The organism is Aeromonas sp. QDB18, assembly GCF_027705325.1.
In the GTDB taxonomy this organism is placed as follows: Bacteria; Pseudomonadota; Gammaproteobacteria; order Enterobacterales; family Aeromonadaceae; genus Aeromonas; species Aeromonas caviae.
The window spans coordinates 45,909-60,911 of record NZ_JAPDBQ010000001.1 but is presented as its reverse complement, the minus strand read 5'-3'; the positions used below and the strand labels follow the sequence as shown (position 1 = coordinate 60,911).

General features: G+C 61.7%; 16 protein-coding genes. 4 read left to right on the top strand and 12 right to left on the bottom strand.

Annotation, left to right across the window (positions count from 1 at the left end; translation table 11 throughout):
• From OKC30_RS00275 to rlmM, 3 genes are read left to right on the top strand one after another with little or no spacing between them, the layout of a single operon-like run.
• Window positions 1–636: an alpha/beta fold hydrolase gene (locus OKC30_RS00275; RefSeq protein WP_069785574.1), complete on the top strand. Its 636-nt coding sequence runs from the start codon at window positions 1–3 to the stop codon at window positions 634–636.
• 43 nt (window positions 637–679) lie between these two features.
• Window positions 680–1,066: a DUF423 domain-containing protein gene (locus OKC30_RS00270; protein ID WP_010673377.1), complete on the top strand. Its 387-nt coding sequence runs from the start codon at window positions 680–682 to the stop codon at window positions 1,064–1,066.
• Window positions 1,059–2,153 carry a 23S rRNA (cytidine(2498)-2'-O)-methyltransferase RlmM gene (gene rlmM, locus OKC30_RS00265; protein ID WP_203764446.1) on the top strand — a complete coding sequence of 365 codons (1,095 nt, stop codon included), beginning with the start codon at window positions 1,059–1,061 and terminating at the stop codon, window positions 2,151–2,153. Before OKC30_RS00270 ends, rlmM begins: the two co-directional genes overlap by 8 nt.
• Before the next feature lie 66 nt (window positions 2,154–2,219).
• Here the strand turns inward: rlmM and OKC30_RS00260 are convergent, their stop codons facing one another.
• From OKC30_RS00260 to queF, 7 genes are all read right to left on the bottom strand, one after another.
• Window positions 2,220–2,663, bottom strand: a complete 444-nt coding sequence (locus OKC30_RS00260) for a hypothetical protein (RefSeq protein WP_010673379.1) — start codon at window positions 2,661–2,663, stop codon at window positions 2,220–2,222.
• Window positions 2,664–2,782: 119 nt separating this feature from the next.
• On the bottom strand, window positions 2,783–3,790 hold the full coding sequence (locus tag OKC30_RS00255; protein WP_010673380.1) for an isocitrate dehydrogenase: 1,008 nt from the start codon (window positions 3,788–3,790) through the stop codon (window positions 2,783–2,785).
• Window positions 3,791–3,932: 142 nt separating this feature from the next.
• Window positions 3,933–4,730 (bottom strand): flap endonuclease Xni, encoded by a 798-nt coding sequence (gene xni, locus OKC30_RS00250; RefSeq protein WP_223933249.1) that lies wholly within the window; start codon window positions 4,728–4,730, stop codon window positions 3,933–3,935.
• 122 nt (window positions 4,731–4,852) lie between these two features.
• A complete protein-coding gene (gene ppnN, locus OKC30_RS00245; RefSeq protein WP_010673382.1) occupies window positions 4,853–6,208 on the bottom strand; it encodes a nucleotide 5'-monophosphate nucleosidase PpnN in 1,356 nt (451 codons plus the stop codon).
• Window positions 6,209–6,366: 158 nt separating this feature from the next.
• Entirely contained in the window at window positions 6,367–7,968 is a 1,602-nt protein-coding gene (locus OKC30_RS00240; RefSeq protein ID WP_029313929.1) for a GGDEF domain-containing protein, read from the bottom strand.
• A gap of 85 nt (window positions 7,969–8,053) precedes the next feature.
• Window positions 8,054–10,324, bottom strand: coding sequence for a hypothetical protein (locus tag OKC30_RS00235; RefSeq protein WP_223933247.1), 2,271 nt, complete (start codon window positions 10,322–10,324; stop codon window positions 8,054–8,056).
• A 116-nt stretch (window positions 10,325–10,440) separates the two neighbouring features.
• Window positions 10,441–11,289, bottom strand: a complete 849-nt coding sequence (queF, locus tag OKC30_RS00230) for an NADPH-dependent 7-cyano-7-deazaguanine reductase QueF (protein ID WP_221435977.1) — start codon at window positions 11,287–11,289, stop codon at window positions 10,441–10,443.
• 105 nt (window positions 11,290–11,394) lie between these two features.
• Here queF and syd point away from each other — a divergent pair, with 105 nt between their 5' ends.
• Complete coding sequence (gene syd / locus OKC30_RS00225) at window positions 11,395–11,943, top strand: SecY-interacting protein (protein ID WP_010673386.1); 549 nt, start codon at window positions 11,395–11,397, stop codon at window positions 11,941–11,943.
• A 73-nt stretch (window positions 11,944–12,016) separates the two neighbouring features.
• Here the strand turns inward: syd and OKC30_RS00220 are convergent, their stop codons facing one another.
• The 5 genes from OKC30_RS00220 to OKC30_RS00200 form a co-directional block, all read right to left on the bottom strand.
• On the bottom strand, window positions 12,017–12,802 hold the full coding sequence (locus OKC30_RS00220; RefSeq protein WP_223933245.1) for a Zn-ribbon-containing protein: 786 nt from the start codon (window positions 12,800–12,802) through the stop codon (window positions 12,017–12,019).
• Between the two features lie 9 nt (window positions 12,803–12,811).
• On the bottom strand, window positions 12,812–13,117 hold the full coding sequence (locus tag OKC30_RS00215; RefSeq protein ID WP_069785579.1) for a DNA-binding protein: 306 nt from the start codon (window positions 13,115–13,117) through the stop codon (window positions 12,812–12,814).
• A 158-nt stretch (window positions 13,118–13,275) separates the two neighbouring features.
• The gene (locus OKC30_RS00210; protein WP_039039420.1) at window positions 13,276–13,512 is read right to left on the bottom strand and encodes a DUF2789 domain-containing protein; all 237 of its coding nucleotides are present in this window, start codon (window positions 13,510–13,512) and stop codon (window positions 13,276–13,278) included.
• Between the two features lie 59 nt (window positions 13,513–13,571).
• Window positions 13,572–13,868: a DUF3301 domain-containing protein gene (locus tag OKC30_RS00205; protein ID WP_223933243.1), complete on the bottom strand. Its 297-nt coding sequence runs from the start codon at window positions 13,866–13,868 to the stop codon at window positions 13,572–13,574.
• A gap of 68 nt (window positions 13,869–13,936) precedes the next feature.
• Window positions 13,937–14,965 (bottom strand): DUF3549 family protein, encoded by a 1,029-nt coding sequence (locus OKC30_RS00200; protein ID WP_049636270.1) that lies wholly within the window; start codon window positions 14,963–14,965, stop codon window positions 13,937–13,939.
• Window positions 14,966–15,003 lie beyond the last annotated feature (38 nt).

Sequence of the window (15,003 nt, the reverse complement as noted above, 5' to 3'; positions counted from 1 at the left end):
GTGACTGACCTGACAAGAGAGGGGGCGAGTGACGCCCCCGTTCGCATTCTGCTGGCCCACGGCGCGGGGGCGGGCATGGAGCACGGCTTCCTGGCCGAGTTGTCGCGACTGCTGGCGGGGCCGGATATCGAGGTGGTGCGCTTCAACTTCCCCTATATGATCAAACGGGCTCAGGACGGCAAACGCAGGCCGCCGGACAGACAACCCGTGCTGCTGGCTCACTGGCGCGAGATGGTGCGTCAGTTTGCCCATCCCCGGCTGTTTCTGGCGGGCAAGTCCATGGGGGGGAGGATGGCGGCCGAGCTGTTTTGCGAGGGGGACGACGAGATGGATGCTGCAGGATTGATCGTTCTCGGGTATCCTTTCCACCCCCCGGCCAAGCCCGACGCATGGCGGGGCGAGGTGCTCAAGCTGATCACGACGCCCACGCTGCTGCTGCAGGGGGAGCGTGATACCTTCGGTTCTCGCGCCGAGCTGGCCGATTTCCCCTTCTCACCCGCCGTATCGGTCCACTGGCTGACCGACGGGGATCATGGTTTCAAACCGAGAAAGGCGAGCGGCATGAGCGAGCAGGAGAACCTGCGACTGGCCGCGGAGCGGATCAAGGGTTTTATCGCGGCGGTGGGCCGCTCCTGACCATCTCGAGCGGGTCGAGAGAAGAAGCGTGCAAGGAGAGAAGATGCAGATCCAACGACATTGGCTGGTGCTGGCGGGCTTCTTCGGCCTGACGGCCACCATGCTCGGGGCCTACGGCGCTCACGGGCTGGCGGCGACCGGCATTGCTCCTTCGTTGCTGGCGGCGTTCAACACCGCCGTGCAATACCAGTTTTTCCACGCCCTGGCCCTGCTGGTGCTGGGGTTGTGCGGCGTGCGCGGCAAGGTGATCACCTTCGCGGGCGCCGTCTTTGTGCTGGGGATCCTGGGATTCTCCGGCAGTATTTACGCCATGGTGCTGCTTGGCAGCAAGGGGCTGGGGCTCATCACCCCGGCCGGTGGCCTCTGTTTTATGTTGGGATGGGCGGCTCTGATGTGGGCCGGCTGTCGTCTTGGAGGAAAGAATGAATAATCTGCTGCTTTATTGCCGCCCGGGTTTTGAGAAAGAGGCGGCGGCAGAGATCACCGAGCGTGCCGGCAACATGCAGTGCTACGGCTTTGCCCGGGTCAAGGACGACAGCGGCTATGTGATCTTCGAGTTGTATGACGAGGAGCAGGCCGATCTGCTGGCGCGCAAGCTGCCGTTCCGCGAGCTCATCTTCATTCGCCAGATGCTGGTGGTGACCCACGAGCTGAAAGATCTGGAAATAAGCGATCGGATCTCTCCCATCCTGGAGGCGGCGAGTGGCTACGCCATCTGCGGGGATCTGCGGGTGGAGACGGCCGACACCAACGAGGCGAAGGAGCTCTCCGCCTTTTGCCGCAAGTTCACCGTGCCGCTTCGCCAGGCGCTGCGCAGCAACGAGATCCTGACCAAGAAGGAGACCCCGAACCGTCCCGTGTTCCACGCCTTCTTCCTGGCCAATGACCACCTGATGCTGGGGTACTCCTACTCCTTCAACAACTCCGCCTTCCACATGGGGATCCCGCGCCTGCGATTCCCGGCCGATGCCCCGAGCCGCTCCAGCCTCAAGCTGGAAGAGGCGTTCTACGTCTTCGTGCCGAAGGAAGAGTGGGACTTGCGCCTGTGCTCCGGCCTGAAGGCGGTGGATCTCGGCGCCTGCCCGGGTGGCTGGACCTATCAGCTGGTGCGTCGCGGCATGATGGTGACGGCGGTGGACAACGGCATGATGGCCCAATCCCTGATGGACACAGGTCAGGTGAAGCACATCCGTGACGATGGTTTCGTGTGGCGGCCGAGCAAGAAGAATACCTACTGGCTGGTGTGCGACATGGTGGACAAGCCGGCTCGGGTGACCCACATGGTGGCCGACTGGTTTAGGGAGAACGACTGTCAGGAAGCCATGTTCAACCTCAAGCTGCCGATGAAGAAGCGCTATGCCGAGGCGGTGCACAACATCGAGGTGCTGCGCGGACTGCTGGCCGACATCGACGGCGGTTTCATCATTCAGGCCAAACAGCTCTATCACGATCGCGAAGAGATCACGGTGCACGTCTACAACAAGTTCTGGGTCTCCAAGCTGGCACCCAAGTCCTGAAGCAGCATCGGGAACAGGGCATGAAAAAACCGGACGGTGACGTCCGGTTTTTTTGTGTCTGGGTCATCAGAAGCGGTAGTCCAGACGCATCATGGACTCGTCGTCGGTGATCTTCAGCTCAATTTGCAGGGGAATGGTCTTGTCACTGGGGTTGAACTGCATCTTGACGCCATCTCCGCGAAGCTTGACCGAGGTGTTGATGCCGCCAGCGTTGAACTTGATCCTGGGCTTTTGCTTTTCGAAGGAGAGGCTGACGCTCTTCTCTGCCGTGAGGTTCAGTTTCTGATAGGGGGTGATCTGCCGATTACCGTTGCTGTCGGTGGTGATATCCACCCCCAGAGAGAGCGGCTTGGGCTGTTTGAGCAGATCGTTGGTATCCAGGGTGGATTGCCAGGTCTGCTTGGCTGGCGCCTCGTGCTGGGGAGGCGGCGTCAACCAGGCATTGTCGACTGGCCTGTCTAATGCCGTGGCACTGCTGCTGACGATCAGCAAGATGAAAGTAGCACGCATGGTGGATCTCCTTATCCCTCATATCAACATAGTATTCATCTGGCGAGGGAGGTAGGGAGGCGTTGGCATAAAACAAAGGGAGCCGAGCTCCCTTTTAAAATCATATGGTTGGACTCTATTTATAGACGGTCGATGATGGCCTGGGTGAATTCGCTGGTGGACGCAGTGCCCCCCAGGTCACGGGTCACCCGATCACCGGACTCGATGGTCGCCCGCACGGCCTCGCGAATGCGCTCCGCCTTGTCCTGCATGCCGAGATATTCCAGCATCTGGATGGAGGCGAGGATCACCGAGGTGGGGTTGGCGATGTTCTTGCCGGCGATGTCCGGCGCAGAGCCGTGTACCGCTTCGAAGATGGCGGCCCCTTCACCGATGTTGGCGCCTGGCGCCATGCCCAGCCCCCCCACCAGACCGGCACAGAGATCCGAGAGAATGTCGCCGAACAGGTTGGTGGTGACCATCACATCGAAGCGCTCCGGGTACATCACCAGGTTCATGCAGGCGGCGTCGACGATCATCTCCTCGTTCTGGATGTCCGGGTAGCGGGCCGCGACCTGACGGGCCACTTCCAGGAACAGGCCGGAGGTGGACTTGAGGATGTTGGCCTTGTGGATGATGGTGACCTTCTTGCGTCCTTCCTGGCGCGCCAGCTCGAAGGCGAAGGTGACGATGCGCTCGGCCCCTTCCCGGGTGATGATGCTCATCGCCTCGGCGCTCTGGTTGTCATCGCTGCGCTTCTGGCCGGCACCGGAGTACATGCCTTCGGTGTTTTCGCGCACCGTGATGATGTCGATGTTGTCGTAACGGCTCTTGGTGCCCTTGAAGGAGAGGACGGGGCGCACGTTGGCGTAGAGATTGAACTTCTTGCGCAGAGAGACGTTGATGGAGGTGAAGCCGCCGCCGACCGGAGTGGTGAGCGGGCCTTTCAGGCTGACCTTGTTCTTCTCGATCAGATCGAGGGTGGCCTGGGGCAGCAGCTCGCCATGTTTTTCCAGGGCTACCAGACCGGCGTCTGCGTATTCGTAGTCGAAGTCACAACCCGCGTGGGTCAAGATCTGGATGGCGGATTCGATGATGCTGGGGCCGATGCCGTCGCCCGGGATGACGGTAATCTTTCTTTTTGACATGAGGCGTATCCACTTCTAGGGAACAGAGGGGGAGGATTCGTCGGCTTTATACCATTTTTGCACCACATCCTCCATGTTTCTTTACATTTTACCCATTTATGTCAACAGGTACGGCCTGTCTTGGGAAATGGTGTGCTGGGGATCACGCCCCGGCATCAGGGACGGGAGGGTAGCGGATCTCCCGCAGGTTGAACCCGAGCGGGATATCGTGCTGCAGCCGGACCAGGCGTTGGGCCAGCAGGGCCTCTTCCCGGTGCTGGTGCAGCTTGAGCAGGGGTCTGGTGGCCTCCTCCCGCTCACAGGCCTCCAGCATGGCAGCCAGGTCCCCGTATTGCTGCAGCAACTGGGTGGCGGTCTTGGGGCCAATGCCGGGCACCCCCTTGATGTTGGAGCCGCTGATACCGGTCAGGGCCCAGAAGTCCACAAGCTGGGTCGGTGTAACGCCGTACTGCTGCTGGACGAAGGCGGCATCCAGCCAGCGTTTGTTGAAGTAATCCCGCACCCGGATCTGCGGGCAGATGAGCTGGCAGAACCCCTTGTCGGTGGAGATGATGGTGGCGCTGGCGCCGTGCTGGGCAATGCCGCTTGCCAGGGTGGCGATGAGATCGTCCGCCTCGTCGGTCTGGGAGAGCAGGGCATCCACACCGCACTCCCAGAAGGCGTCCTGCAGGTCGGCAAGCCCTTCCCTCAGCTCATCCGGCATGGGGGTGCGGCCCTCCTTGTAGGGGGGATAGAGCGTCTTGCGCCAGCTGTGGACCTCACCGTCAAAGACCGCGATGGCGTGGGTCGGCTCGCTGGCTGCCAGGAGCTTCTTGCAGGTGTTGATGAGGTTGGCTCGGGTGGCGAGCAGGGCCTGGGCCGGGGTCAGTCCCTGCTGGCTCTGCACCGCGTGCAGTCGGCGGATGAGGTTGAGGGCATCGATGATGAGCAGGTGTGGCATGGGGCACTCCGGGCGTCGGGGAGTACCATTGTAACAATGGTGGCGTCTTCTGCTAACCCCGTAGAAGACCAGTCAATGAAAGAGGGGCCCATGGGCCCCTCCGGTGCATTGTGGTGTCCCGGCTATTTGACTATCTCGTAGCAGGGAACGTACTGGCTGCCCGGCAGCTTCATGCGCTGCTGCTTGACGAAGCTTTCCAGCAACCTGTCCATCAGGTGCATCAGCTCCTTGTCGCCGTGCAGCTTGAAGGGACCCTTCTTCTCGATGGCCCTGATGCCCCCTTCCTTGACGTTGCCTGCGACGATGCCTGAGAAGGCGCGGCGCAGGTTGGCTGCCAGCAGCTGGGGCGGCTGGTTGCGATGCAGATCCAGGCTGGCCATGCTGGCGTGATCCGGCTCGAACGGCAGCTGGAACTCGGGCTCGATCCGCAGGGACCAGTTGAAGGAGTAGGCATCTCCCACCGACTTGCGGTATTCGCGGATCTTCGGCATCGCCTCCTTCATCACGCGGGCCACCTCGGGCGCATCGCCGATGATGATCCGGTAGAGACTGGTGGCGGCTTCCCCCAGGGTCGCCTTGACGAAGTCGTCGATGGCGCGGAAGTAGTCGGCACTTTCTTTCGGGCCGGTCAGCACGATGGGGATGGGTTGGCGATCGTTGGCCGGGTGCATCATGATGCCGAGCAGGTAGAGCAGCTCCTCGGCAGTTCCGACCCCGCCCGGGAAGATGATGATGCCGTGACCCAGACGCACGAAGGCTTCCAGCCGCTTCTCGATGTCCGGCAGGATCACCAGCTCGTTGACGATGGGGTTCGGCGGTTCGGCGGCGATGATGGAAGGCTCGGTGAGACCGATGTAACGGCCGTTGCGCACCCGCTGCTTGGCGTGGCCGACGGCGGCCCCTTTCATGGGGCCCTCCATGGCGCCCGGACCGCAGCCGGTACAGATGTTGAGCTCGCGCAGACCCAGCTCGCTACCCACTGCCCGGGTGTACTGGTATTCCACCTCGTTGATGGAGTGGCCGCCCCAGCAGACCACCAGGTTGGGATCGGCGCCGGGCAGGATCGCCTTGGCGTTGCGCAGGATGGCGAACACCACGTTGGAGATATGGGTGGAGCTGGTCAGGTTGACCAGACGATTGGACTCGAGCTGGGTCGACACATAGAGAATGTCCCGCAGCACGGAGAACAGGTGCTCCTGGATGCCGCGGATGATCTCGCCGTCGACGAAGGCGTGCTCGGGGGCGTTGAACAGCTCGAGCTTGACCCCGCGCTCGCGCCGGATCACGTGAATATCGAAGGATTTGAAACGTTCCAGTATCTCTTTGGAACTGTCGGTATGGCTGCCGGAGTTGAGGACCGCCAGCGAGCAGTTGCGAAACAGTTGATAGATATCGCTGGAGGCCGTCTGCTTGAGGCGATCCACCTCAAGCTGGGACAGCAGGTCCATGCTGCCCACGGGATTGATGTGTGTAATCATAATTTCCCCTTTCACTCGCTTGTTATCGTTGTGCTTTCCCTGGGGAGAAAACGGGATGCTTTGGCATCCCTCGGGTTCGATAGTAGAGGCAAGGGGGTGGGCAGGGGAATAGGGGGACTGTGCGTTTGCCGCTTTTTTAGCCGCCCCTCAAAGCGGATTCAGGCGAGATTGACTTGATCCCGGCCGGAGTGCTTGGAACTGTAGAGCGCCTTGTCGGCGCGCTCGAACGCATCCGTGGTATGGTCGCCGGTCCGAAACAGGGTGGCGCCGATGGAGATGGTAATCTCTACCCTGGCATCGCGAAAGCGGAACGGGATGCTCTTGATGGTCTGACGCAGGTTCTCCAGCGGCTTCTGGTACTTGTCCGGATTGATGTTCGGCAGCAGGACCACGAACTCCTCACCGCCAAAGCGGGCGATGAAGTCGGTGTCGCGCAAGGCGTTCTGCAGGGCCTTGGCAACCACCTTCAATGCCTTGTCGCCGGCCATGTGGCCGTAATTGTCATTGATGTGCTTGAAGTGGTCGATGTCGATGATGGCCAGGCACAGGGGGGTGCCATAGCGTAGCCAGCGTTTGTATTCGAGCTCGAGCCGCTCGTCCAGGGCCGCCCGGTTGTGTACCTGGGTCAGGCTGTCGAGGAAGAGCTTGTGTTTCTGGATGGTGAGCCGCTTCTTGTACTCGGCGGTCTCGTCCTTCATCAACCTGAGCTTGGCTTCCATGTTGGAGAGGTGGGTGAGCAGGTGGCGCTCGCGGTTGGCCATCTCCTCCCGCTCCTGCTGCAGCCGGCGGATAGTGTCCAGATGCCCAGAGATGGCGCCCCTGAGTATCTGTGGCGAGTCATGGGCTGCCATGGCGCGATCGATGGCGGCGAGTTCCCGCTCCAGCGCCTGTCCGCTGAGATGGGCGGCATTTTGCAGCGCCCGCCCTTCATCCAGGGATTCGGTAAAGCTGTAATGGACCGAGGAGAGACTCTCGTTCAGGGTGCTGAGAAACGCCTGGGAGGCTTTGCGCTCTTCCCGGGTACCCTCGATGATGAGTTCGATGATCTGCAGGCAGACTTCGGCCAGCAGGGCAGGGGTGATGCCCCCGAGCAACTGGCGGCGGATGTCTGCGAGGCTCTCGCCCACGGCGCCGGCAAAGTCGAGCTCGGTGATGAGACGCTGCAACTCGTCTGAAATCTGGGCATGTGCCTTGATGTCAAAGGAGTCGGTAGGGGCCGGGCTGGAGAGCTCGGTGGGGATCTCCGCCGAAGGGGGGATCAGCGGCTTGCGCGGCAGCAGCTGGATCTTGATCGCCTGCTGGTAGAACTCCAGCAGCCGGATCACCTTCTTCTGGTGATCGCCGATGCCGTAACTCTCCGGGCTGGCGAGAAACTCCTTGAGGGCGCGGCGGGTATCTTCCGGAAACCCCTTGATGGTTTTGAGCTGTTTGCTGCCGAGATCGATGGCTGCCCGGGTCAGGCTGATGGACTCTTCCATGGTGTGGCTGTGCTGCTGCAACAGCTTCTCGATGGCGATCAGATCGGCATCGATGGAGGTGAGCGGAGGGTTGCCTTCAAGTTTCTGCTTGAGCTTGGCGAGCCGGTTGTCGAGCTCGCGATCGTGGCCACGACAGGCTTGCATCAGCTTGCCGATGAACTGGATACTGCGGGTGCGTTCGGCATCGGAGAAGCTCGCCATGCCGTCAAGCTCCTGCTGTTTCTGCTGGAGGGATTCCCTGAGTCTTGCCAGTTGTCCTGTTACGGCAGCCATATCATTCATTCTTCAGGTCGCCCTGTTGTCATTATCGTTTTTGTTTCGTCCAGCAACAGAAAGCCAATCAAAGACCCCGTTGAGTACCTTTTTGTCACGGATTGTCCGCAACCTTCGTCCGTGAAAGCGCAAGCCAGTTAACCCATTGCTTTTCATGAGAAGAATTTACTTTTACCAGTCCCTTGTCAATTGCCATCAAGCAGCATTGCCACACATCTCCGTTAAAAAATGCGGCCTGCTGGCAATCGATGGCGGCCAGCTCAAGCCAGACGCTCTGCTGGCATTTTTCGCTGAGCTGAATGGCACCCGAGAGGGCCAGGTAGCAGAGATCGAACAGGCCGTGGTGATCGAGGGCCATTGCTGCCTTGGGCAGGAAGGGATGGCTGACGATGCCGAGGCTGATGCGCCTGTCCAGCGTGTGCTCGCAGGGGAAGGCTGCCAGGGTGTCGAGCAGGGTCTGGGCCAGCTGATGCAACTGGGCCACGTGGCGCTGGGGCACCACATAGAGCAAGTGGCCTTCGCGCAGGTCGTAGATGCGGCCATCCTGCGGGGTCAGTTCGTTGACGTAGCGGCCGAAGGCCTGCTCTATCTCGCGGCTGACCTGATAGCCGTGTTGCTCCAGGCTGTTGATCAGGAAGGGAACCCGGAACAGCAGGTAGTGCAGCTTGTCGTCAAATTCGCTGGTGGGGCGTTCGCTCAGGTACCAGCGCTCGGATTTCTGCTGGCGCTTGGCCATCTCCCGCGGCCAGCGGCTCATCAGTCGCTGCCAGTTGGCTAGGCCGCTGCGCGGCTCTACCAGCAGGGCCTCTCCCAGCTGTTTGGCATGAAGGCGTGCGACCCGCAGTTTCAGCCAGAGGGTGAAGAACAGATAGATGAAGAGTGCCAGCAGCAGCCCGGTGCTGACGCTGGTCCAGAGGTATCGCTCCTGCTGGTGCTGGCTGGCGTCGAGTTGCTGTTCCAGCTCCTTGACCTGTTGCACCCGCTCCACCTGGGCGTAGTTGTCGCGCACCGCCTCCTGCTCCAGCGCTAGCTGTTGCTGGCGAACCAGTTCGCTGCGCTGGTGGTAATTCTTGTAGCTCTCCAGGGCCTGCTGGAGGTAACCCTTCTGCTCATAGGCGACGGAGAGCAGGCGGAAGATCTCGAATTGGCGCCGGATGTCCCCAATCCGGTTGGCCAGGGTGAGAGCGTTCTCCAACTGCAGGATGGCGATGCCCGCCTCCTGCTGCTTGAGGTGCAGCTCTCCCAGCAACAGCAGGGTGTCGATGAGCGACTCCTTGTCATCCCCCAGCTCATGGGACTGGCGTGCGGCGTTCAGGTAGTTTCGCGCCAGGTTGAGGTTGCCGGTCTGCAGGTAGGTCTTGCCTATCTCGAACTTGAGGTGGGCGATGCGGGTACGGTGGCTGCTCTCGTCCAGCAGGTCGAGGGCATTGAAGAAATAGACCAGCGCCATGTTCATCTCGCCCTGATCGCGGTTGAGGCGGGCGAGCACGATCAGGGCGTCGCTCAGCATGGAAGGATTGCCGAGAGCATGAAAATAGTTGGCCGCCTCGCTGGCGTATTGCAGCGCTTTTTGTGGCTCCTGCTCTTCCTGATAGAGGCTGACCATCTGGTTCGAGAGCAGGCCGAGGAAGAGGGGATCCTGCAGGGGCTTGGCTTGCTGTTGTGCTTCGATGTACTCCCCCAGTGCAAGCTGGGGCTGACCCAGAGCCTGATAGAGATCCCCGCCCACGGCGCTGGTCCAGGCCCTGGCCAGAGGCTGTTTGGCGTGATCCGCCCATTTGCGGGTCTCGGCCAGCTGCTGTTTGGCGAGATCGAATTGCCGCTCCTCTATGCTGGCGTTGACGCGCAGCAAGCGGCTGTAGACCTGCAACTGGCTCTCCTTGAGGTCGGGATTGGCCAGCAGTTTGTCGAGTTTGTCGAGCAGGGGGGCCGCGGCGCCATGGGTATGCTGTTGCAGGTTGCGGCTTCGAACCAGCAGATAGAGCCCATGGGCCTGCAGCTCGAACTGCTGCTCTTTCTCGGCCATGGCGATGCCCTGCTCAAAGGACTCCTGTGCCTGAGCGAACTGCCCTAGCTGCTGCAGACACTCCCCCTTGAGCAGATAGGCGCCCGTGGTCTGGGTGGCGGTACCGTAGTTAAGCATCGGCTCGCGATAGCCGTACTCCTGACGGTTGCTGATGATCTGCTTGGGATTGTTGGCCGTGCGTTCGAGGAAGGAGGTGGCAATCTGGGCACATCTGGCGGGATCGGTCAGCACCAGGGTCTGGGCCTGCTGCAGGTCGATGGACAACTGCTCCTTGGCCAGATCCAGATCAGGAGCCGACAGGGAGGACATCATCATTGCCAGAAAAAACAGTTGATTCATTGGATTAAGAACGGCACGGAGGTGCAGGCATGTTATCCAAGCCCACCCCCGCCCGTCCAGAGTTTACTGAGGTGATGCGCAGCGGGCCGCAGCCCGCAGGATGGCTGCGCCGGTGATTACTGGCGAATGAGGCGCAGGTTCGCCGGAACCGGCTCCCAGTCGCTGCGGAAGGGGTTGATGTCCAGACCGCCGCGGCGGGTGTAACGGGCATGGACGGTCAGTTTTTCCGGGGCGCAGAAGTGCTTGAGATCGGTAAAGATGCGCTCGATGCACTGCTCGTGGAACTCGTTGTGCTGGCGGAACGAGATGAGGTAGCGCAACAGCTTCTCCCGGTCGAGACGCGGGCCGCGATAGTGGATCACCACGGATCCCCAGTCCGGCTGGCTGGTCACCAGGCAGTTGGACTTGAGCAGGTGGCTGTGCAGGGTCTCCTCCACGATCTCGTGACCGGCGGCCCCTTGCAGCAGGGTCTCGTCAAACTCGTAGCCGTCCACCTCGATATCCAGGCTGTCGATGCACTCACCGGGCAACTGGGCTATCTGGTGGGGGGCCTGGTCGAGGGTGAAGAGGGTGACGCTCACCGGGGCACCAGCGCAGCCACTCAGGTCCTGAACCAGCAGCGCCTGCACCGCCTCCAGGGAGTCGCAACGGGTCTGGTTGAAGGAGTTCAGGTAAAGCTTGAACGACTTGGACTCGATGAGATTCGGGCTGGTGGCCGGCACAAAGACCTCCCCGATGGCAACCACGGGCTTGCCTTTGGCATTGAGCCAGGAGAGTTCATACAGGGTCCAGACGTCGCACCCCTGGAACGGCAGTTCACCTCTCAGGCCAAGATCGTCGCGGTTTAGGCTGCGTGGCACGGGCTGCAGCAGACTCGGGGTGTACTGGCTGATGTAGGCGGACTGCTGCCCCAAGCTCAGGCCTTGCAGCGCACTGGCGCCGGCGTATCTCTCTTGTTTGCTCATGCTGGTTTGCTCACGCTTGTCTGATAAGGGGTTTGATGGTGCAATGGCCCGATTTTTCGATCAGGTACTTGCGGCCATCAGAGGCCGCTATTGTGGGGAATATCGATGTCGGATCAAGTCCTGTCTGCCCTGGAGCAGTTCTTTTTACGCTGGCAGCGCGATGGCGAAGGAAGGCGGGGGCTGCCCCTGTGTGACTGGGAGGCCGACTGGCGCTCTCCTTGCGAGCTGGATGAACCCAGGGAGGGGCGGGTCGCCTGGCGTCCGTTCCAGCGAGAGCAGGCAGCCGACTTCACGGCCATGGCGAACGCCCTGGAGCTGACCCTGCATCCCAGCGCCATCGCCCTGTTTGGCCACTGGTTCAGCCGCCCTCTGCCCTGCTCTTTCAAGGGGCTGCGCATCGAACTCATCCTGCCGTGGAACGACGCCGATCTGGATCTGCTCAAGGAGAACCTCATCGGCCACCTGCTGATGCTGCGCAAGTTGAAGCGATCCCCTTCACTCTTCATTGCCACGACCCGCAACGAGATGACGCTGGTCTCCCTCGATAACGAGAGCGGCCAGGTGTGGCTGGAGTGGCTGGACTCCGGACGGCGACTGACGCTGGCCCCCTCGTTGCCGGCCTTTCTGGCGCGACTGGAAACCTTGCCCCAGTGATGCCCCAAAAGAGAGGGCCTTGCCACCTGGCAAGGCCCTCTCTTTTTATTGCGCCATTGTGTGCGGTGGGCACCTACTCCTTGAAGTCCCAGGAGAGGTTGGACACCAGCCTGCAAGGCTCGCACCTGAAGTCGAAGATCTCGTGCAGGGGGGCGGCCAGCGCCCATGGGCCACCACAGCCAGGGCAGGGGCGAGCCCGCTCTTCGGTAGCGCTCAGGCCACCTACCCGGTAAAGATAGTAATAGGTGGGGATGCCGCTCAGGAGCTCCAGCCGTCTGGCGAGATCGCTGCCCCGGCGATGAAGGCGGCTGCCCACCTCGCCGATTTCGTGCAGGGCGGCGTGTTCGGCGATGGAGCCGTTCATCTGCAACTGATCGCAGGCCTCCCAATCTTCCTGCCACTTGATGATCTGCTTGTGGTCACCGTTGGCGACGGCGGGCAGCCGATAGAGCGGGATGGGGGCGAAGTGATCGCCACAGCGAAGGGGAGAGCAACTGTGCAGGAAGCTGGTGTAGAGCAGCATCCAGCTGGGACGCTTCCCCTGCTCTGCGCACGGGTCCGTGCTGTCCGAGAGCAGATCCGCTCCTTGCAGGTGGAGTTTGGGGGCGAGCAGGCCCGCCTGGTGCAGACCTTGCTCGGCAAGGGCGACCAGCTCGCTCTGGTTGTCAGGGTGCAGGCTGTCCTGCTCCGGGCAGACCACCCGGCTGACGAAATAGCCTTCGTGCATGCTGGTGGGAAACTCCCGCCCCAGGATCTGACCCTGATAGCGCAGCATGTCGAGGTAGTGGACGATGGCCCGTTCGGCCTCCCCGAGGGAGGTATCGCGGTAGCACTCAAAGGTGAGTTCGAGGATATACATGGCGATGGGTCAATCCGGCTTCTGGTTGAGCAGCAGATCGGTGAGGCGATCGACCTTCTGCTCCAGCCGGGCGAGCTGCTCGCTCAGTTGCTGAAGAGTGACGCTTTCCGTGGCCAAGGGGGACGCCTCGGGGACAATGGCGGGGGCGGGCGCTGTCGACGCGGGCTGGGGTTGTTGCTTCCACTGGCTCAGCACCTTGAGCAGCTCGGCCATGGGCACGGGATGGCTGAGGCGGGCCTTGACCATGGCGGTAGAGGGGGTGATCCCCCTGGCACTGAGTTCGTTGGCTATCTGGATGATCTCTTGGGCTGACATCTTGGCTCCTGCACGGCCGTCTTGCTGCGGGTGGATAGTGGCACAGAGCTTAATCAAAGCCTGTCTATCAGGAAAGCGGAGCGAAGGGCGTAGGTGGCGAGAGGGAGGGGATTGGCGGCTCCGCGTCTACCCAACGCTGGCCGCCGGGAGTGCGGGGATCAGGTCCCCTGGCGCAGCATCACATCCAGCTGGTCGATGGCTTCCGCCCAGTCGGCGTCGTGGCTGAGGGCATCGCGCAGAAAGCCTGCCTGGGAAGGCGTCCAGAACGGCGCGTCGGGCAACTGGGTATGGCGATCGATGGGATGGTCGCGGATAAAACGCTGCTGGCTGATGTCGTCACTGGCCAGCCCCAGCTGGGCAAACAGGGCGGCCATGTCATGGGTGAGCAATTCCATGTTGGTACTCCTTGGAAGGGGGCTGTGGAAGAGTATAGCCAGCCCCCGTGCTCTCAAATCTAGGAGGGGAGACGATGGGGTGGCAGCTCGACACTGGCGACATGCAGCCCCTGCATGCAGAGCTGTCCCTGATAATGGCTCTCTCCGTCGCTGGAGAACTCGAACTGGTAGTAGGTGAGCAGGCGCAGGGGCTTGTGCCCCAGGGCGCGGTGTGTCCGCGCCAGCGACAGCAGTTGCAGGTCGTGGTGCTGGCAGTAGCGGCGCATGTATTGCCAGGCCAGCTCCGCCTGGCGGCGCTGTTGCCAGAAGGCCCAGCCAACGAGGCCGAGCAGCAAGATCCCAAGCATTTCTCCCATCAGCGGGTTCCTTCTGTGATGTGTGTGGGGCTCTGTTCACCCCAGGCAACAGGGCCGTCGTGCCGGGCCTAGGTGGCAGCGAACAGGCGACCGATGGCCAGACCCAGGGCCTCGCTGCGTTCGGGGTCACGCAGTTTTGCCAGCATATCATTGCGCAAGGCCGGTAGCGTGACGAGCTCGGCAAATACCTGGTTGAAGAACTGGGTGGGTTGCAGGGCGAGCTGCTCCAGAAACAGGCCGAGCAGTTCGGGGTGTTTCAGATCGGGCCAGAGGCGGCCAGCGATGGCGAGGAGCAGGGAGGGGCTTGGCCGGGTTTGCAGCAGGGTCAGCAGCTTGTTGGTGCGCAGTCCGTTGCCCGGGCAGGAGGCCAGTGCCCGGCACAGATAGGCCAGGGTTTCGGGGTCAGGCTCGGCGCACTCCTGCTCCTTGCCGATGCGCTCCAGCAATGCGCCTTGCAGGGCAGGAGGCAGGGGGGCGTTCTCCAGGCTCTGGCACAGGGCGTAGAGGGGGGCCTGCGGCAGTACGGGCAAGGCCTTGCAGACCAGTGCCAGGTTGCGTTCAACCTGCAGCTGCTCCGCGAGATCTGCAAACCCTTGCAGTCCCAGGGCCTGCCACCCCTCTTCCCCCGGCGCCGCCAGATAGTGGCAGAGGGCCTCGTAGTAAGCGGAAGGGGCTTGTTCCAGCTGGCGGGCCAGCTTGGCGTGCACACTGGCCATCTTGGCCTCGGCCGGACGGAAGGTGTAGGGGTTGTCCGCCAGACGCTGGGCCTTCTCTTCGTCCAGTTCACCGGTGAGCTTGTAGCCCAGAGTCTCTACCACCTGATCCATGAAATGCTTGGGGCCGCTGGAGATGAGCAGGCCGCGTTCATCAAGGGCGAACTTGAGGAACCAGAGGTAGTGCCTGGATTCGGTCGGCTGGAAGAAGTGCACGCCGAGCCAGGCGTGCTGCTGCAACGGCCAGGGGTAGGGCTCCTGCTGCTGCTCGATGCGCACGAAGAGGTCGCTGGGGAGCGGGCGCACCTGGCGGCCCAGATCGAACAGCTGGAACTGGGTATCGGCCTGGGTCAGAAACTCGGTCAGGGTGTTGATGGAAGACATGAAGAGATCCCGCTTGAAGATAATGCGGGCGATTATAA